Genomic DNA, 19,899 nt, shown 5'->3' on the forward strand with positions numbered 1-19,899 from the left:
ATTGTATTTTACTGAAATTAGACCACAGCTAAGTGGCTTGGAATATGCAAAAATACACTTAAAAATGGAACATCCATAACTAAAGTTTAATACCTGATCTTGATATGATGGTAATGAGCTTTATGTAAATATGTAAACCAGAATGGATGATCGAATAGGTAATAAAAACTAAATGAAACCGCCATAGTTAACGTAACCATGTAACACATAGGGAGTGATTATTTGCTCATTAAACGTTGTACTATCTATATAGGGCAAACAAAATAAGCAGATGAAACGAACATTAACAAAATTTAAGCATTTTTTCACAAAAGGGAATGTTTAAAATTTTTAATGTGGGAGCGTAGCGATTACATACGTTCTCAATTTTATCATTAATATAAAATCAAATGAATTATCATAATTTAAACGTATAAAAAAATGGTTATTCCTTAATCTATTGATTATCTTTGCGTCTTTCAAAATGTATTAGTCGTGTTACAATTTCATGATAAATTTTTTAAGCCATTTATTTCGGCCCAAAGCATAGACCAAGCTCTGGATCGTATGGTCAATGAAATAGCTAAAGATGTTGGTGACGAAATTCCTGTGTTTGTTGGTATTTTAAATGGATCGTTTATGCTAGTAAGCGATTTTGTTAAGAAATACCCCAAGCCATGTGAAGTAACCTTTATAAAGTTGGCTTCGTACGAAGGCGTTAAGTCCAGTGAGGATATTCAACGTTTAATAGGTTTGACACAAGATTTAACAGATCGTACGGTTATTATTTTGGAAGATATTATAGATTCTGGTAATACGTTGGCCGAAGTACATCGTATTTTTAAAAACGAAGCAGTAAAAACATTAAAGATAGCAACGCTGTTTTATAAGCCCGAAGCCTATAAGAAAGATTTTAAATTACATTATGTAGGTATTGAAATTCCCGATAAGTTTATAGTTGGTTACGGACTTGATTATGACGGTCTGGGAAGGGATTTGCCAGAAGTATATCAAATAAAAGAAACACAACACATGACAAACTTAGTGCTATTTGGCCCTCCAGGAGCTGGAAAAGGAACACAGGCAGAATTTCTTAAAGAAAAATACAATTTAGTTCATATTTCTACAGGTGACGTTTTTAGGTATAATATTAAAAATGAAACAGCTTTGGGAATGTTGGCTAAGTCTTACATAGATAAAGGCGAATTGGTGCCGGATCAAGTAACAATAGATATGTTGAATGCCGAGGTTGAAAAAAATACAGATGCAAATGGTTTTATTTTTGACGGATTTCCAAGAACCAATGCACAAGCTCAAGCTTTGGATACGCTAATGCAAAGTAAGGATTCGGAAATAAGTGCCATGGTTGCCCTAGAAGTTGAAGATGAGGTTTTGGTACAACGCTTACTTAAACGAGGTGAAACCAGTGGCAGGGCAGACGATGCCGATGAGTCAATTATTAGAAACAGAATAACAGAATACTACAATAAAACAGCTGTTTTAAAGGAATATTATTCCGCTCAAAATAAATATTACGGAGTCGACGGTATTGGTAGCATTGAAGATATTACCAAGCGATTAAGTAGTGTGATTGACAGTTTATAGCATACAAGAAAAACAGACACTACTTAGTTTTTCTATAATTATGGTAAGCGTTGAGGTTGAAAGTTTTTATTGATAACTTTTAATTTTTTAACTTATCACTTTTAACTTTAATATGACTGAAGGAAATTTTGTTGATTATGTAAAAATACATGTTACCTCTGGGAACGGAGGTAAAGGTTCTGCGCATTTACATCGTGAAAAGTATATCGCCAAAGGCGGTCCCGATGGCGGTGATGGTGGTCGAGGCGGTCATGTAATTATTCGTGGTCAATCTAACCTTTGGACCTTACTGCATTTAAAATTTAAAAGGCACGCAAAAGCTGGCCATGGTGAACATGGTGGAAAAAGTAGGAGCACCGGGGCTGATGGTGAAGATGTGTATATTGACGTGCCGCTAGGGACTGTAGTACGTGATACAGAGACCAACGATATTATCTTTGAAATCATAGAAGAAGGAGAAGAAAAGATTATTGCTGAAGGTGGAAAAGGAGGCCTGGGAAACTGGCATTTTAAGACAGCAACCAATCAAACACCACGTTACGCCCAACCCGGACTTCCGTTAGAAGAAAAACATATTACTTTAGAATTAAAGGTATTGGCCGATGTAGGTTTAGTTGGTTTTCCTAATGCAGGGAAATCAACGTTGCTATCGGTAATAACATCTGCAAAGCCTAAAATTGCTGATTATGAATTTACAACACTCAAACCTAATTTGGGAATTGTAAAATATCGGGATTTTCAAACCTTTGTAATGGCAGATATCCCAGGGATTATTGAAGGAGCTGCCGAAGGTAAGGGGCTTGGGTATTATTTTTTACGGCATATAGAGCGTAATTCTGTATTGCTGTTTCTAATTCCAGCCGATGCAGATGATATTAAGAAACAGTACGATATATTGCTTGATGAATTAAGACGCTATAATCCTGAGATGTTGGATAAGGAACGTATTATTGCCATTTCTAAATGCGATTTGTTAGATGATGAGCTAAAAGAAGAATTGAAAGAGGAACTGGATAACGAACTACCAATTCCCTATGTATTTATATCGTCAGTAGCACAACAGGGTATAACAGAGCTTAAGGATATATTGTGGAAAATACTTAATAATTAGTTTTTTAAGGCTCACAAAGATTTTTAAATTGGCTCATTTTTGTTTATAATTGAATAAAGAATTCAATATGCAAAAGAGTATTAAAAATATTGTGGAAATTAATGATAATAAGTTAAGCAGGTATTTCTCTATCTTTATTCAGTTTTTAATCCTATTATCTGTTGTTGCTTTTTCAATTGAAACACTACCCGATTTAGAACCCCAAACAAGAGCCCTTCTAAAGTATATAGAGTGGTTTAGTGTAATTGTTTTTACTCTTGAGTATTTTCTAAGAATCTATGTAGCGGATAGTAAACTTCGATTCGTTTTTAGCTTTTTTGGTATTATTGACTTATTAGCGATACTTCCATTTTATTTAGCGTTTGGGGTCGATTTAAGGTCGTTAAGGGCTTTACGTTTTTTGCGCTTATTCAGAATTTTAAAATTGGGGCGTTATAATAGAGCCATGAATCACTTTACTTCAGCAATAAAATCGGCAAAGGAAGAAATTCTACTGTTTATCTTTATTACACTTATATTAATATACTTTTCTGCTGTAGGAATTTATTATTTCGAAAATGAAGCGCAACCAGAACATTTTTCATCAGTTTTTGATAGTCTTTGGTGGGCTATTATTACACTAACTACTGTAGGCTATGGTGATGTATACCCAATTACAGTAGGCGGAAAGGTGTTTACGTTTATTATCCTAATGATTGGACTGGGTATTGTTGCAATACCAACCGGTATAATATCTTCGGCCTTAACGAAATCTGTTGATAATAAATAATCGGATAGTTTTTTTTACACGTTTAAATTTTAGTAATTAATTGATTTTATTGTAATTATAAAATTAAGAACGTGTGTAACCACTCCTTACACTCGTTCTCTCATTAAAAATTTTAAACATTTCCTTTTGTGAAGTAATTTTTAAAATTTCTTAATGCTCGTTTCATGGTGGAAATGGTATAAAATTTTTTAATGAAAGTTTGTAGCACAATTTTTGATTAATTTTATAAAAAGTATTTGTTATGAAGTTTTTTAAAATTATTCTTTTAGCAACAATAATAACGTCTTGCGCTCCCATTCGTGTCAGTTATGATTTTGATAAGAACACCAATTTCACTAAATACAAATCCTATAACTATTTTAGTGATATGGAAACGGGCTTGAGCGATTTGGATGTAAAACGATTGTTGAATGCAATTGATTTGAATATGAAAGCTAAAGGTCTTGATTTGTCCGAGGCACCTGATTTTTTCATAGATATAAAAAGTAGTGCATATCAGGAAGCACCTCGAAATACCGTTGGTGTCGGTCTGGGGGGGACAGGTCGTCATGTTGGAGGTGGCATTTCTATAGGGGTGCCAGTTGGGCAAGGAAATTTGAATCGCAGGATTATAATTGATTTTGTAGACAAAAGTGGTATGACACTTTTTTGGCAAGCAGTTAGTGAGGCCAGTTTCAATCCAAATGCTACACCAGAAGAGCGGGAAAATCGTTTAAAAGCTATTGTAGAAAAAGTACTTGGACAATACCCACCCAAACAATAGTTTATATTTTAATTAGCCGTTTGCTAGCAATACGGACATTGTTTGTATAAAAATTGGCAATATAGGTACCTTGACTTAAATGTTCAATGTCTAATTCGATAGGAATTAATGTGTTAAGTTCGAGACTTTTTATTTTTTTTCCATCCAAGCTTATGAGTTCTACTTTTAATGTAATAATGTTTTTGCTTTCCAGTTTTATATAAGCAATTGTATTAGTCGGGTTTGGATATAATGCAATGCTTAAATTGTTAATTTCACTAGTTATAGAGGATACTCCCAAAGAAGAATTATCAATGCTCCAGTTTACTGTATAGATATGGGTTGTAGTATGGTTATCAACTCTCAAAAGAGAAGTAGCGTCGTGTACAACAACCGTTAAGTTATTATTACCGCTATTTAAATCGGATTCCAAAATACTTATTGCGTCAACATTTGTTGCAAATTCGTTTGAATTTAAAGTCCATGTTGTTTCTAAAGTATTTGGAATGGGATGAATTAAATCTAACTGAAAATCTATTGGAAAAGAGGGGCTTTCAATAGAAGTATTGCTAGGTGAATAATCATTAATAGGAGAGATGATACTGTGTATTTTTTCAATCCCACCTTCTTTACAGACAGAACAAAATGATTTTTCAATTTTTTCCATTATGCAATCTTGGTGTGGTTTGTACCAATCTTTAGCAAAACCATCATCATCATAATATTGATAAATACCTACTTCATTACTACCTAGCCAATTTTTCCATCGTACTATATTGGGATCGGTTACTTGTGTCATATTAATTGCTTCTCCAGCTAACAGATCACCTGGGTAGTATTCGTCTTTTAGGTCGAACAAAGCATGGCCTAGTTCATGAACCATTGTAGCGGCTCCCCAATTGCCTGAGTAAAACATGGGAAATTCACCACCACTACCGCCATAATCGTCGGAGTTAACCAATAGGACGGCTTTGTCATAATTAGGAAAATTATTGGCGAGTACGGTTGTTATTTTTAATTCTGTGTTATTGGCATTGTTACCGTCAATTTCGTAGTACAACAATCGGTGTGTGCCAAAGGCATCATATGTAGCATTAAAATAGGTGTCTACGTAAGTAGGTGTTATTGCTGTTTCATCAATGTCTGTAGCCGTTCCGGGGTGGTCGGCACCACTTTCATTAGAGGGTACTTTTATGGCATATACATTAAAATAGTTTGCATATTCCAAAAAGGGTGGCTCATTAAACATTGCATTAGTAAATTCGGTCGCAACTGTTATAAATTGAGCTAATTCATGCTCTTGATAGCCTTCACTTAAAATAACGAGGTTAATCCGTTTGTTATCCTCTCCTGAGTATTTAATTGTTTCTACATCAAAGGTTTGTGCAATACCTAGATATTGACCAATAAATACCAACAACATTAGTAGTGCTTGTTTCATAGTGAATTAATAGCTGTTCGGATTAGTATTTGATCATTCTTTTTATAAGCCATGATCTCGCTTATCATTATAGATTTTGTGAGGGGGTTTAGTTGTAATCGTAATGAAAAAGAAGTACTGTCTAAATTAACTGTTTTCTTTTCGAACGATCTAGAGTCATTAAGATATTCAAATGATTTGATTAACGGGTTTTTTATAATATGTTCATGTAGTGCCTTTCCCGTTTTGTCTAACTGTACACACTTAAGGTCACCCGGATGGCCAGTTTTAATATACTTATTGCCATAACTTTTTAGCTTACCTTCGGTGACTATTTTGTTTACAAATCGGACAGTTTTGGTGTCATCCGAATTTTTCTTTATGGCATAGTTTAAAAAGATAAGTTTTGGAGAAGATTTTATGTTATAAGTGGGTGCTTCCATAGGTTTGGTTGGAGCACAGGAGCATATAAACACAGATAAGAGGGTTAAAATCGCATGGTATGTCGATCGTTTCTTCAATTAAAAAAGGAATTAATTTTCGATCAAAGTTAATAATTAAACCTGAATTGTGCATTTGAGCCTCATAACAAGATTACTGTTAACATAAAATACCATTTCAACTTTAAATTGGTACATATAAAATGCGCCTTTTTGCACGATACATCATTACAAAAATAACCGTATCTTTTCTTTTTTGTCTAACTCAAAAATACACCATTTTTGGGGGGATAAATGAAAATAAGAGGTATAAAAAAGAGGCTGCCCAAAAGTAAACAAAAATTGAAATGTATTATTCAGCTTTTTAGGCAGCCTCTTTTATGTTATGCTTTAAGTAGTTCTTTATACTTATCTCTATAATTATAGAGCATAGCAATATTTAAAATGAATAGAATTAATCCAGGACCTATGTTTTCTGCATCCAAACTTAGGTGGTATAGTATAATATTTACAGAAACACTCATTAAAATTACAGCCATTAGGGCTGCATATTTGTTTAATAAAAATGCAAAGCCCGCAAGGACTTCAACAATTGCAATTAACATAAATGTTTTTGTAGAGATCAAAGCGCCAAAAAACGCACCTGCGTCGGCAGAGACATCTGGTTGTGGTAAATAATGAAAAAACTTATTGAGACCAAATACTAGTAGTATTAGCGCTAAAATTATCCGTAATACTGTAAAAACTTTTGAATTCATAATAGAATGTTTTTAGTTAGAATTTATTCGATAATAGTCATTATACCATAAAATGACTCATTAAAATCAGGAATGGTATTGAACCCTTCGAGGATTGCCCCTCGAAATCCATATGTTTTCGTTGCAAATACCACAAGGATAAATCATTAGGCGGTTTGCAAAAAAAGCATAAAGAAATTTCTTCAACCTCTTTTGTCGGTAAAAGAGGTATTAACTTACGCGTAAATAGTTATTTACGTGTAAAAAGAATTAATTAGTACTATTAACAATAATTCGCTTTCCTTCACTATAACTACTAAATTCTGGTGCGTACATGCTTTGAATGGTTGTAATACCATTACTCATATTACCTGCATTGTTAACACGTAAATCGTATTCAAACACAAAAACACCTTTTGGTAAATAATCAAAAAAGAAATTGGTAGCCGCATCTTTGGTACTTTCGTAATAGCCTAATCCATCTTGCCATTTGTATTGTGACTGTACGTTTATAGGCTCAAGTCCGGAAGCTCGCATATCTTTCATGTGGACAAATTCCATAAGGCGATCATTTTGTAATTCGATGCGAACCCTAATCAGATCCCCTATGTTTAAAGGGGTGTCTTGGGAGATTTCGGAGATGGATTCCCCTTTATCGGTGTATTTTTTTAGAAATAGCTTTTTCTTTAGTTTTAATGATGTTTCGGCAGCGGTTATTTTGTCAAGATCCTCAAAGTATTGCCAGTATAATCCACCCCAAGCAATACCGTTTCCTTTTTTTGTTAGTTTCACTTCTCCCATATCGGGTTTAATCTCAGAAGTGTTCCAATTGGTTTTATAGTATCCTGTTCCTGCTTCTACTTTTACTGCTTCCAGTTTTGATGGTACTATTTTTTGGTTGCCAATTGTAACATCTACCTCGTTGGTTATGCTTAGCCAATCACTGCCCTGTAATAAAAGTGCATAGATGGCATCTGTGGTTGCTTTGGTTGTTTTCCAACGATTGGTTTGTTTATTTTTAAGTAGCCATATTTTAAGATTGTCTAGGGTTTCTGTATTATTTTCAATTTCAGAGAACGTTTCTATTAATAGAGCTTGCGTTTCAATGGGAGCTTGGTACCAGAACCAGGAATTGCTGTTTTCTTTCCAGTACATGCCAAGCTCTTCAGAGATAATAGCAGTTTCTTTTAATGATTTTAAAATTTTTGAAGCCGTAAGCTTATCGTTCATCCTATCGGTAATTAAAGCCATTAAACCTTTGGCGTAAAGAGGACGTGTTAGCCAGTACTTTTGAATTTGGGATAGGTAGTATTCTGAAATCTCCTTGGTCTCATCCGATTTTTTGATCTCAGGAAAGAAGCTACGCATATACAGGTAATGTAGTTGTATATAGGTTAAGTGGTCTTTAGTCAAATCTACTTTAGCATCGTATTTACGGATGTCTTTATATGCTTTTACAAATTCGGCATCCAGATAGCGGATTGCTTTTTCAATCATTTCAGGCACGGCGTTTGTGTTTGGTGTAACCCCTAGTTTATCTAAATGTCCAAAGCCAGTAATGATGTGCTGGGTGATATAGCGGTTTTCCCTGCCTCCCTGAAACCAGGGCCAGGCTCCGGAATCCATTTGATTGTTTTTTAATTTGCGTAGTGCCGATTGTAGTTCGTTATGCATTTTATTTAAATCGAATAATAAGGCGATACGCTTTTTCTGTTCTGTTTCGCTTTGTGCATCTCGTAGCCAAGGGGTTTCTTGAATTAAGATGGATTTTAATTCCTGATTTTTCTCAAGGTTGCTAATTACCGCGCCCAGTGAGTTCCATTGCTTAAATACATCTTGTATTCTAGGGTTACTGTTGGCTATATGGCTAGCAAGTGCATTGGCATAGTATCGTGAAAAGGTTTGCTCGTTGCATGCATACGGATATTCCATTAGGTAAGGAAGTGCCTGTATGGCATACCACGCAGGATTGGAAGTTATTTCCAAGGTGAGTTTGTGGTGTTTTAGTGTTGTTGAGGTATTGGTCTTTAGTTTATCTAATACAAATGTTCTGGTTTCATTACTTTTAATCCACATGGGGAGGGTTTCGGTTACGAGCATGCGGTTAGAGAGTACAGGTAATAAGTTTTGTTCACCATCACTAAAGTTACCAGATTTAGCAATCACGCGATACTGTACAGCTTGTATGTCGTCTGGAATGGTCAAATCCCAAGATATCTGAGTATTACTTTTAGCCTTTACAGTAAACGTTTTGTTATTGGATGAATTTCCTAGTTTGAAGTCTATAGGTTTGCCCGAAAGTGCATCAAATAAAAGTAAAATAGCGTTTCCGGACAGTGGCTTACCTGATAGGTTTGTAATTTTGGCGCTGATGTTTATTTGATCACCTTCACGTAAAAAACGTGGTGCATTGGGTATAACCATAAGGTCTTTTTGTGTAACTGTAGTTAAGGTTTTGGTTGTACTTTCTAAAGTTTTAGTATGTGCCAGTAATTGCAGCTTCCATTGGGTGAGTGCTTCAGGGGTTGTAAAGCTAAAACTAATATTGCCAACTTCGTCTGTTTGTAACTGAGGAAAGAAAAAGGCTGTTTCTTGCAGGTTTTTACGGATTTGAACATTGTTGAAGTTTTGGTGTTCTTCAAGCTTTTTTTCTTGTTTTTTATCAAAGCTAGCTACAACAACTTCATCTAAAATACCCTCATTGTCATCAGCGTTCATAAAAGCAATTGATTCTTCGACTTCTATTTCATCATTAACAATTTGAGCACCTTTAATTTTTTGATTTATCGCATTGGTTACATCATATCTTTTTCTGTTTCCAAAATAAAATCCAAACCAATTTAACTGATCGTATAGTTGTATTGGATAATTAATATTAAGCTTGTTATTAGATACTCTAAAATGTGATGTTCCAAAACTTTGTTTGGCATTGCTTCTATAATATGGATAGTAGATAGGGTTGCTAATGGGGCTAAAGTTCCAATTGTGTGGTTTGAATTGGTCTAAAGAAGCATCGTACATACTCGCCAATAGTTCGGCGCTTATTTTATTTCCTTGAGGCCCTTTGATTTTAAAGCGCCACGTTTCATCTTGTCCGGGTTGCAATTTGTCACGAAACGTAAGCGTTTCAATTTCTAACTCCGTTTCAGGATAAGGTACAGTAATTGCTTGTGAGCCGGATTGAAAATCGTTAAATGCTGAAAAACTGTAATGGATAATAAAACCACCAATATCTTGGTTTGTAATGGGAACATGTATAGATTTTTTATTGTTGTTTAATTGAATGATGGCTGTTTTTACGGTTTTGCGATCTTTTTCAATCGTAACCGTAACATTCAAATTATCGGCAGCCGAGGCCAGCGTTATTATAGCTGTTTCACCAGCTTTGTAAGTTAATTTATCGGTAGTTATACTGAATAATTGATTGTCGGCTAGTGTTTCATCGGTATCGGCATACAATGTGGTTTTTATCTCATCTTTAACCTCTTGTCCAAAGCGGTCCTTGCTTTCTAGGGTTATAATGTATTTGCCCGAATCCCATTTTTTTAGGTTACCTAATTTTATTTCTTTGGAATCCCCGGTATTAAATTCAGTTTCAAAAACGAGGTTGCCTTTTTCCCAGTTTTCGGGTTTGTGCTCATTATTATAAGCATCGTGTGGAAACAGTTTTTTAAAGGTGTCTTTTGATAATTCTTGATAGTCGGGAGCTTCCCAGGGACGCTGTCTTAGAACAGCTTCAGGGGCTTTTAGTTTATATATTTTGATAGTACCTTTTGCGGGGACAAACTCGCCGTTTAGGTTTTGGGTATCAATACTAAGCGCGTGGGTCTTTTTTGTTTTTTCTAATGTAGGATCTATAGATAATGTGGCTAGCAATGCATGGTAACCTACCTTCACAGTCGTTAGGGTACTTCTGGTCTCTCCGTTAAGATCGGTAACGTCTGCCGTGATTTCGTAATTGAAAATAGGGAGGTCATTTTTATCTACACTAAGGTCGGGTAGGGCTTTAAAGTTGATTTCAAACCTACCATTACTATCCGTTGAGGTTTCGCCATGGCTTATTTCTTGAGGTTCACTGTGAAACCATGGACGGTACCAATGATACCAACGTGGGTATTGGACTTTTCTATGCACACGATAAACGACCTTGGCATTGGTAATGGAACTACCTGCATAAGCTAAGGCACTACCCTTAATGGAGACTGTGTCATTTATTTTAACTGTTTCGGTTACCGGATTGAACTTCGTTTCAAATTTAGGGCGTTTGTATTCCTCAACAGAGAAATAATGGCGATCGCGTATAGCACCTTTTGTTGCATAAATTTCAATATAGTATTGGCCATTTAGCCCTGTGTTGGGGAGTATAAATTCACCAGCAACAGAGCCATATTCATTTGTCTCAAAATCAAGTTCGGAAATTATTTCACCATTGGCATTGTAAAGGGAAGCGAAAATGGTTTCGTTTATAACAGGACTGGTTTGTTCTTTATGTTTTTCAATGACAATCCCTTTAAAATATACAGTTTGACCGGGACGGTATATACTTCTATCGGTGAATAAAAAGGAGGTGTAGCTAGTTTTCTCATGTTCTCCTTCCTTTTTGTAGTATTGGTAGATAAAATAACCTTCAAAATGTGCTTTTTCATTGTTAGATTCAACCTCTATTTTTAGATTTTTATAAATGGAATTGAACTTAGGAATTGATATTCCTCCATACTTATTGGATGTTTTAGTTTCAGAGATTTTTCCACCACTCGAGCTTTTACGGTACGATAGTGTTAGTTTGGCGCCTTCAATTGGTTGCCCATTATTTCTATCAATTACCTGTAGGTGTTTATAATCATCACTATCGGTTTCTATTAAGGCCAGGTTCGTAACCTGAATGCTTTTAAATGCAAAGATTGTATTGTCATTTTTAGGTGTAGCAAATATTAAATACGTCCCATTTTCAAGTTTAGGAATTGTAATTTCAGTAGTATGGGGCTGGAAGTCATTTTCGTTACGTAAAGTACTTTTCCATTGGGTTGTAGCTTCAAGCTTTTTAATAAAGGCTAATTGCTCTTCTTTTCTGTAAGTTTTATTGAATTGATCCAGTGTCTTCCTGCTTAGTTTGAATATTTTAAAATCAAGCAAGTCTAAATTTTTATATCGAACCAACAGGCGTCCGTGTTGTTGAATGGGAATGAAGGCTTCTGTAGTAATTTGGACGGTTTGCTGTCCGATTTGCTGTTTTAAAACAGCACATTTTTTGGCTGCCTTGCTTTTAGGGAATTTTGAGATGATAGTATTGCAAATGTCATTTGCTTCTTTAGCTTTCCATCGAAAGGTTTCATTCGTTTTGGGATTGTATTCCTGGCTTTTGCCAAAATATAAAGATGCGATTTCGAAATTGTATAATCCTGAAGCTTCATGCTGTTTTATCTTTAGTGCCTCTGCTTTGAATGTTTCTGTTAAAATGGCCTCACTGTTCTTAAATGTAGCATGTTCCTTTACAAATTTTAAGCGTTCAATATTAATATCGGATAAGGCAATGGGCGTGGTATCTTTTAAATGGAATTTTATAAGGTTTTGATAAATTTTTAGAGCATTTAATTGTAGCGAAGTGGTGTCTTTAGAAATGATAGTTAACATGGAAAATGTCTTGGAATCACCCAATAGGTCTGGATTGTCAATTTCAAATTTATATGAGGGTTTGGTAATACTGTTTTCATTGGTTTTATAGAAGTCCAAAGCATTATGACTCAAAAAGTCGTAAAGTGTAGGTCTGTAAATTTTAGAATCCTTTTGGGTTTCGAGTATGGCATCATAGGAGTCTAAAGATTCTAATTGAAGTAGTAGACCGTTTTGAAGTGAATTTTGATAATGTATGTGTATCGCTTCAAAGAGTGTTTGCAGATCCCAAGTTCTAAAATCTTCAGGAGAAGCTTTTGTTTCAGTTTTGGTACGGTTGTAAAATTGCCATCTGTTTTGTTGAAAGTATTGCCAATATAAGTTGGCGAGTAAATTTTCTAGAATATTTTTTTTGGGGAAACTGCTTTTGGCTATTTCAGCTTTAAAATCCTCTATGATGTTTAGTTGTGCCTCTTCTTCCAAAACTAAAGCAAACTTACTTTTATACAGCATTACTTTTATTTGTTGCGCCGCATTATTGTCTTTTGTTGCTTGTTTTGAAATATTGGTAACTATTTTTAATGCAGATTTAGGTAAACCTTCCATTTCAAAATGTTCTACTTGCTCCCAAAGATTTTCATAGTTTGGTACTTGGGCATAAGTAAAATTTGTAAAAAGAATAACTGTTAAGATGCGACGTAAATATTTCATAAGAGTTAGAAGGCTTTTTTGTTAGTACTACTCAAAAGCCATTCCAAAATACAATAAATGTACGAGACCTTTTATTCGATAGTCGAGATTTAAATGTTCCAATGCTTGTCCCGCTATGGTTTACAGTAAATCTAAGTTAGAATGGTATGTTTTGAAAATATTAATCGAAAAGAATTCCTCGGGGATCTGTCTTGGGGATAGTTCGTTTCATGAAATTCTTTATTTTGTACAATGAAAGTTTAATTTCGTAGTTTCGACGGATTTATTATGCGTAAATTTTTCTACTTTTTTTTATTTCCTATTGTGCTTTTAGGGCAGCCAAGGCTCAATGCAATCGATTTGCTATTTCAAAAAAAGCAATTTGCTAATGCTGAAATTGAGCTTCAAAACTATTTAGAGACCTATCCAAATAATTTAAAGGCCATTGAGTTGTTGGGAGATGCTTATGGCCATCAAAAAAAATGGAATAAAGCCATAGTACAGTACAAACAATTGGTGGAAGCTAAACCAAATGAGGCAAATTACCATTATAAATACGGAGGCGTTTTGGGTATGAAAGCTTTGTCTGTTAGTAAAATACAAGCTTTAACAATTATAGGAGATGTAAAGACAGCATTTTTAAAAGCTGCCGATTTAGATAAAAACCATATTGATACCCGTTGGGCGTTGGTTGAACTCTATATGCAGTTGCCTGGTATTTTGGGAGGGAGTAAAAAGAAATCATTACACTATGCAAATCAGTTAGAAACCTTGTCGGCCGTAGATGGTTATTTGGCTAAAGGTTATATATATGAATATGATAATGAACCCGAACTAGCTGAAGCTTATTATAAAAAGGCAATACAGGTAGGAGGCTCATTGACTTGTTTTAATAAACTAGTTAGCTTTTACGAAAAAAATGAACTACCCGGTAGGGCTATAAAAACTATTGAAGACGCACAGAAAAAGCATCAGCGTAATGCATTGCATTATCAAATAGGCAAAGTGTCGGCCGAATATAATGTTGCGCTAGAAAAAGGGGAAAGGTGCTTACATGTATACCTTAATAATTACAGCACGGCAGATGGGGTTCCTAAAGCTTGGGCATATTATCGATTGGCACAAATACATAAGCATAGAGAAGATAAGATTGCGGCTTTAAAATATATAGATTTAGCAATTGCCGAACTTCCCAAAGAAACCTCTTTTATAGAAGAAAAGGAAAAGATATTAGAACTTGATTAATGTTTAAGTTTGGTCTAAATAGATTATGAATGCCATATACAGTACATAATAGTTAAAAACATTCGTGTATTATATACGAAAAAAGTATATTTGATTTTTCTTCAAAAAACGATACATGAACGTACATTTTATAGCTATAGGAGGTGCAGCAATGCATAATTTAGCCTTAGCATTACATAATAAAGGAGATAAAGTAACAGGAAGTGACGATACGATTTTTGAACCTTCAAAATCAAGATTGGAAGCAGTAGGTTTGTTGCCAGAAGTCTTTGGTTGGTTTCCCGAAAAGATCACAACAAATCTAGATGCCATTGTTTTGGGAATGCATGCCAAAGCAGATAACCCTGAGTTATTAAGAGCACAAGAGTTAGGCGTTAAAATTTATAGTTATCCGGAATTTTTGTACGAGCAGTCTAAAAATAAAACGCGGGTAGTTATTGGAGGAAGTCATGGAAAAACCACCATTACTTCCATGATTTTACATGTAATGCATTATCATGATAGAGAAGTCGATTATATGGTAGGTGCACAGTTGGAAGGTTTTGATGTAATGGTAAAGCTTACTGAGGCTAATGATTTTATCGTTTTAGAAGGAGATGAATATTTAAGTTCCCCAATAGATAGGCGACCTAAATTTCATTTGTATAAACCTAATATAGCATTGTTAAGTGGTATTGCTTGGGATCATATTAACGTATTTCCAACTTTTGAAAATTACGTTGAGCAATTTAAAATTTTTGTAGATAGCATTGTTAAAGGCGGAAGCATTAACTATAATGAAGAAGACCCAGAAGTAGTTAGCGTGGTAACCTCTAGTGAAAACCCAATTAGAAAAATACCATATTGTACGCCCGAATATACGGTTGAGAATGGGGGGACACTGTTGGAAACACCAGAAGGCCCTATGCCTATTGAAGTTTTTGGCAAGCATAATCTTAACAATTTAGCAGGTGCCAAATGGATTTGTCAGCATATGGGTATTGATGAAGACGATTTTTATGAAGCTATTGCTACTTTTAAAGGTGCAAGCAAACGTTTGGAGAAAATAGCTGAAAGTAATAACAGTGTAGCATACAAAGATTTTGCCCATTCACCAAGTAAGGTGAAGGCAACTACAGGTGCATTAAAAGAGCAATACCCAAATAGGAAATTGATAGCCTGTTTGGAACTACATACTTATAGCAGTTTAACCGCAACTTTTCTTAAAGAATATAAAGACACATTAAATGCAGCCGATGAAGCTGTTGTGTTTTATTCACCTAATGCCGTTGCAATTAAAAAACTTGATGCCGTAACGAAAGAGCAGATAGCTCATGCATTTGGTCGTGATGGCTTGGTTGTTTATACAAACCCTAACGATTTTAAAAACTACTTGTTCTCTCAAAATTTTGAGAATAAAGCCTTGTTGTTAATGAGCTCTGGTAATTATGGTGGATTGGATTTCGATGAAGTTAAAAGGCTGATTAAGTAAAATTACAACGTATTTACCTAATCGAGATTTATGTGCGCTGCGGATTGTCACGAAGGTGCTTTGCCTAGAAAGCTTTTTAACTTGTCCCTTTTATGTTGAGGTAACGCCTCATTTGACATCGCTATTTCTATAAGCGTATCGTCTTTTGTTTTAGAAAAGAATAGATGAAATAACTCAGCTACTGAAAGACTTTTTTCCATACGTTCTACTAAGGTTATTGAATCACCTATACTTACGCTACCTTCTTTTAAAATACTTATATAAGTTCCAGGGCGTTTATGGGCTATAAATTGTTTTAAAATCTCTTGGGAACCAAATTTTGCCCCCAATTTAAAACAAGGCTCCCGAGGTTGTGAAACCTGAACTAGAGCACTGCCCATTTTATAAATATCACCAACATGAATTTTAGTTTCATCAAGTCCTGCAACCGTTAAGTTTTCACCAAACATGCCCCAGTCCCAATTTAAGTTAGGATAAAGCGCTTTCCAATAGGGGTAATGGTCTGCAGAGAATAGATAGCATGCTTTATAATAACCACCGTGTACTTTGGTGTCGCTAACAAAATCATTATTAACGCTTTCCTTGCCCAAAAATATAGGAGTATTAACCGGAGTTTTAAAAATACCAGAAGTTACTTCCTTTCCTTGCCATACAAATGTTTGGGGAGTTGCAATATTTGTAGAAGTTATGTTCATAAGTTAAAAATAGTTTTATTGGTAATGAGCTTAATACTATAAATTTCTTTGGTTAAACTCCAAATTGCCTTAAATGGTGGTCTAAGTGTTTGTATTGCATTTGTCCCCGTTGCTCATGGGTGAAATCTCCACAAATAGGATGTGATGGCCAATTGGGATCGTCTTTTTTAGCATAAAACACATTGATTAGTTCGATTAGTTTGTCTTTCTCTTCTACAAAATTCTTTTTGTCAACAACCCTATATTCTCTTGAAGTCGGTAAATTATGTTTCCAAGGCTTGTCATTATAAAGAGATGCCTTATAAAACGAAAACAAAATCTTCATAATAAAGTTTGGTTTTTTAAGGGTTTGTTTGCCTAAAGTAACGTTTAATGGTTCCATGCAATGCGCTAACATTTGGGCAACATCCATCTTTCCCCATAGCGGCTGTGAGTTTTCAGTTAGTGCTTCAATACGATTTAAAATGTCTTGGTGTACATGTATTTCAAATAGGGATTTCATAAGTAAATATTTTAGAAAATTTTTAACCAACGGATAAATCTAAGAATTTCATGAAATGAACTAACATCGAGGAATTCTTTTGATTAAAATTGCCTGATAAATTTACAATAATTATATTTATCAAATGTCTGAAAAATCTTCATCTTTTACTATTAAAAAATGGTCGCTAGACGACCGTCCTCGTGAAAAACTTCTTAATAAAGGTCGGGTTTCCTTAAGTGATGCTGAATTGGTTGCTATATTAATTGGTTCGGGGAATAAGGAGGAAAGTGCAGTTGCCTTAGCCAAACGCATACTTGCCAATACAGGTAACAACCTAAGTGAGTTGGGTAAGTTGTCTATTGAACAGTTAATGGTGTTTAAAGGCATTGGCGAAGCCAAAGCGATAACAATTGCAGCTGCCTTGGAGTTAGGGCGTAGGCGTCGGGGAGAAGAGGCATTGAATAAGAAAAAAATAAGTTCAAGTTTATCGGTTTTTGAATTAATGCAGCCACTAGTTGGTGAATTGCAGCATGAAGAGTTTTGGATAATATATTTAAACAATTCAAATAAAGTTATCCAAAAATACCAATTAAGTAAAGGCGGTATTACAGGTACTTTAGTAGATGTTCGTTTAGTACTTAAAAACGCCTTAATGCTTGGAGCTACGGGGCTTATTTTGGTACATAATCATCCGTCAGGGGCATTAAACCCTAGTACAGCCGATAAGCAGTTGACCACAAAATTGAAAACAGCAGCACAAAGTTTAGATATTAAAGTATTGGATCACCTAATTGTAACGGAAAAAGCATATTTTAGTTTCGCCGATGAATCATTATTGTGAAAGCATCAAATTCCAATTAAAGATTTGTGGTTTGAAATTTAAAAATTGAAATTTACTTTACTCTATCTATGCTCTTAGTTTATACACATCATATTACGCCGAGATTAAAATATGTTTTTAGACATATTTGTACTAGGGTATTAGGTATTGAGGTTTCTTTTACCACTAAGATCGAGGCATTTATTGCTCATGACAGCTTAAAAATGTCTTATACCAAACAGTCACTTGGAAATGAGTTTTTTATAAAGAGCCATGATATTTTATTTGAACAAAGTTTGTCGGATGTCGATATCCACATTCACGATTGGGAAGAAACTAAGTGTTTTTTCTTTAATGGTGACAAGAGTTCTTTGCCATTTGATATTTTTGCGGCGGCCTTTTATTTGTTGTCTAGATACGAAGAATATTTACCACACGTTAAAGATGAATATGGTCGTTTTGTTGCAACCGAAAGTATAGCGTATAAATATGGGTTTTTACATCAACCGGTAGTAGATATCTGGGCTTATAAGTTTAAAGCAGCCTTACATGAGCAGTACCCCGAATTTGAGTTTCCGGTAAGGAAGTATTCTATAAAACCAATTATAGATGTTCCCAGTGCTTATAATTTCAAACTTAAGGGAATTATGCGTTCTTTAGGAGGTACTTTAAAGGATTTGTTCGAATTTAAATTTAAACGACTCTATAGCCGCTACATGGTGTTGTTTGGTCTAAAGCATGATCCCTACGATACGTTTAGGTATATTATTAATAAGCAAAAGCATAGTGATCATAAGTTTTTATTCTTTTTTTTAATTGGCGATTATTCTACTTACGATAAGGGTATAAACGCAAACAAAAAGCATTTTATATCACTTATAAAGCACATAGCCGATTACTGTAGTGTTGGCTTAAAAACATCCTTTTTTGCAATTGATGACATTACAGTTTTAAAAAAGGAAAAACGGCGGATGGAAGCTATTTTGAATACATCATTAAAGGCTTCCCGACAATCGTTTTCAAAGCTTAATATGCCAGAGTCCTACAGAAATCTTATCGAATTGGAGATTCAAGAGGATTATACTATGGGCTATGTAAATCATGTTGGATTCCGAGCTGGTTCATGCACACCATTTTTGTTTTACGATTTAGATTATGAAGTACAAACACCTTTAAAGATTAACTCTTACCATCTTATGGACTACAGTTTGCTTAAAACACAATCACTGTTAGATAAAAAGAAGGTGTTAAATGAGTTGATTAGCGAAATAAAAAATGTTAATGGGGAGTTTGTGCCAGTATTTCATAATTACACCTTTAGTGATACAGAGCGCTGGGAAGGGTTTAAAGAATTGTTTAATATTATTTTAGATTCGGTAAATGAAGCTTAAGGGCATTACAGATGTTTTTTTTGATCTCGATCATACCTTATGGGATTTTGATAAAAATTCGGCGTTGACATTCAAAAAGGTTTTTGAACTCAATGAATTGGCTGTGGATTTAAATGCATTTTTAGCGAATTATATAGTCATTAATGCACACTATTGGAAGCGTTATAGGGATGAGAAAATTGATCATGAAACTTTGCGTTTCGGACGCTTAAATGATACATTCAAGGCTGTTGGTTTTTCTATTGAAGATGAAACGGTGTATCGAGTTTCCAGGGATTATATAATGCATCTTACAAACTATAATCATTTGTTTGATAATACAATTATAATTTTGGATTATTTGAGTCGTAAATATACATTGCATATTATAAGTAATGGCCTAAGCGAAGTACAGCACAAAAAACTAAGAAATGCTAATATCTATCATTATTTTAAGACTGTTACCAATGCAGAAATAGCAGGCGTTAAAAAGCCAAACCCTAAAATTTTTGAGTTTGCACTACAAGCAGCAAATACTAATATTAATCAAAGTGTTATGGTTGGTGATGGTTATGAGGCAGATATACTAGGCGCTATGAATGTTGGAATGGATGTTATTTATTTCGATCCAAAGAATCAGGCATTAGATGTCAATATTAAGCAAATCAATAATCTTATTCAATTAAAAAAATATTTATAGAAGAATGTACA

General features: G+C 34.5%; 15 protein-coding genes. 9 read left to right on the plus strand and 6 right to left on the minus strand.

The window, feature by feature from the left end; all coding sequences use genetic code 11:
* Nucleotides 1-474: 474 nt before the first annotated feature.
* The 4 genes from JF259_RS01905 to JF259_RS01920 all read left to right on the plus strand — a co-directional run bounded on the left by JF259_RS01905 (nt 475) and on the right by JF259_RS01920 (nt 4,227).
* On the plus strand, nt 475-1,584 hold the full coding sequence (locus JF259_RS01905; protein WP_199112690.1) for an adenylate kinase: 1,110 nt from the start codon (nt 475-477) through the stop codon (nt 1,582-1,584).
* 112 nt (nt 1,585-1,696) lie between these two features.
* Nucleotides 1,697-2,695: a GTPase ObgE gene (obgE, locus tag JF259_RS01910; RefSeq protein WP_199112692.1), complete on the plus strand. Its 999-nt coding sequence runs from the start codon at nt 1,697-1,699 to the stop codon at nt 2,693-2,695.
* 67 nt (nt 2,696-2,762) lie between these two features.
* Entirely contained in the window at nt 2,763-3,464 is a 702-nt protein-coding gene (locus JF259_RS01915; protein ID WP_199112694.1) for an ion transporter, read from the plus strand.
* A 241-nt stretch (nt 3,465-3,705) separates the two neighbouring features.
* A complete protein-coding gene (locus JF259_RS01920) occupies nt 3,706-4,227 on the plus strand; it encodes a DUF4136 domain-containing protein (protein WP_199112696.1) in 522 nt (173 codons plus the stop codon).
* Between the two features lies 1 nt (nt 4,228).
* Here the strand turns inward: JF259_RS01920 and JF259_RS01925 are convergent, their stop codons facing one another.
* The 4 genes from JF259_RS01925 to JF259_RS01940 form a co-directional block, all read right to left on the minus strand.
* Complete coding sequence (locus tag JF259_RS01925) at nt 4,229-5,647, minus strand: M64 family metallopeptidase (RefSeq protein WP_199112698.1); 1,419 nt, start codon at nt 5,645-5,647, stop codon at nt 4,229-4,231.
* A complete protein-coding gene (locus JF259_RS01930; RefSeq protein WP_199112700.1) occupies nt 5,644-6,069 on the minus strand; it encodes a hypothetical protein in 426 nt (141 codons plus the stop codon). The genes JF259_RS01925 and JF259_RS01930 overlap by 4 nt, the downstream gene beginning before the upstream one ends.
* A gap of 380 nt (nt 6,070-6,449) precedes the next feature.
* Nucleotides 6,450-6,824 (minus strand): DoxX family membrane protein, encoded by a 375-nt coding sequence (locus JF259_RS01935; RefSeq protein WP_199112702.1) that lies wholly within the window; start codon nt 6,822-6,824, stop codon nt 6,450-6,452.
* A 249-nt stretch (nt 6,825-7,073) separates the two neighbouring features.
* The gene (locus JF259_RS01940) at nt 7,074-13,124 is read right to left on the minus strand and encodes an alpha-2-macroglobulin family protein (protein WP_199112704.1); all 6,051 of its coding nucleotides are present in this window, start codon (nt 13,122-13,124) and stop codon (nt 7,074-7,076) included.
* Between the two features lie 267 nt (nt 13,125-13,391).
* Here JF259_RS01940 and JF259_RS01945 point away from each other — a divergent pair, with 267 nt between their 5' ends.
* On the plus strand, nt 13,392-14,348 hold the full coding sequence (locus tag JF259_RS01945; protein WP_199112706.1) for a tetratricopeptide repeat protein: 957 nt from the start codon (nt 13,392-13,394) through the stop codon (nt 14,346-14,348).
* A gap of 115 nt (nt 14,349-14,463) precedes the next feature.
* Nucleotides 14,464-15,819, plus strand: a complete 1,356-nt coding sequence (locus tag JF259_RS01950; protein ID WP_199112708.1) for a UDP-N-acetylmuramate--L-alanine ligase — start codon at nt 14,464-14,466, stop codon at nt 15,817-15,819.
* Nucleotides 15,820-15,866: 47 nt separating this feature from the next.
* Here the strand turns inward: JF259_RS01950 and JF259_RS01955 are convergent, their stop codons facing one another.
* Nucleotides 15,867-16,514 carry an MOSC domain-containing protein gene (locus tag JF259_RS01955; RefSeq protein WP_199112710.1) on the minus strand — a complete coding sequence of 216 codons (648 nt, stop codon included), beginning with the start codon at nt 16,512-16,514 and terminating at the stop codon, nt 15,867-15,869.
* Nucleotides 16,515-16,566: 52 nt separating this feature from the next.
* On the minus strand, nt 16,567-17,016 hold the full coding sequence (locus tag JF259_RS01960; protein WP_199112712.1) for a DUF1569 domain-containing protein: 450 nt from the start codon (nt 17,014-17,016) through the stop codon (nt 16,567-16,569).
* Nucleotides 17,017-17,140: 124 nt separating this feature from the next.
* Here JF259_RS01960 and radC point away from each other — a divergent pair, with 124 nt between their 5' ends.
* From radC to JF259_RS01975, 3 genes are all read left to right on the plus strand, one after another.
* The gene (gene radC / locus JF259_RS01965) at nt 17,141-17,839 is read left to right on the plus strand and encodes a RadC family protein (RefSeq protein ID WP_199112714.1); all 699 of its coding nucleotides are present in this window, start codon (nt 17,141-17,143) and stop codon (nt 17,837-17,839) included.
* A 68-nt stretch (nt 17,840-17,907) separates the two neighbouring features.
* On the plus strand, nt 17,908-19,209 hold the full coding sequence (locus JF259_RS01970; RefSeq protein WP_199112716.1) for a polysaccharide deacetylase family protein: 1,302 nt from the start codon (nt 17,908-17,910) through the stop codon (nt 19,207-19,209).
* The gene (locus JF259_RS01975) at nt 19,199-19,888 is read left to right on the plus strand and encodes a YjjG family noncanonical pyrimidine nucleotidase (protein ID WP_199112718.1); all 690 of its coding nucleotides are present in this window, start codon (nt 19,199-19,201) and stop codon (nt 19,886-19,888) included. The genes JF259_RS01970 and JF259_RS01975 overlap by 11 nt, the downstream gene beginning before the upstream one ends.
* Nucleotides 19,889-19,899: the final 11 nt, after the last annotated feature.

It is taken from the genome of Snuella sedimenti (assembly GCF_016428595.1).
Taxonomy (GTDB): domain Bacteria; phylum Bacteroidota; class Bacteroidia; order Flavobacteriales; family Flavobacteriaceae; genus Snuella; species Snuella sedimenti.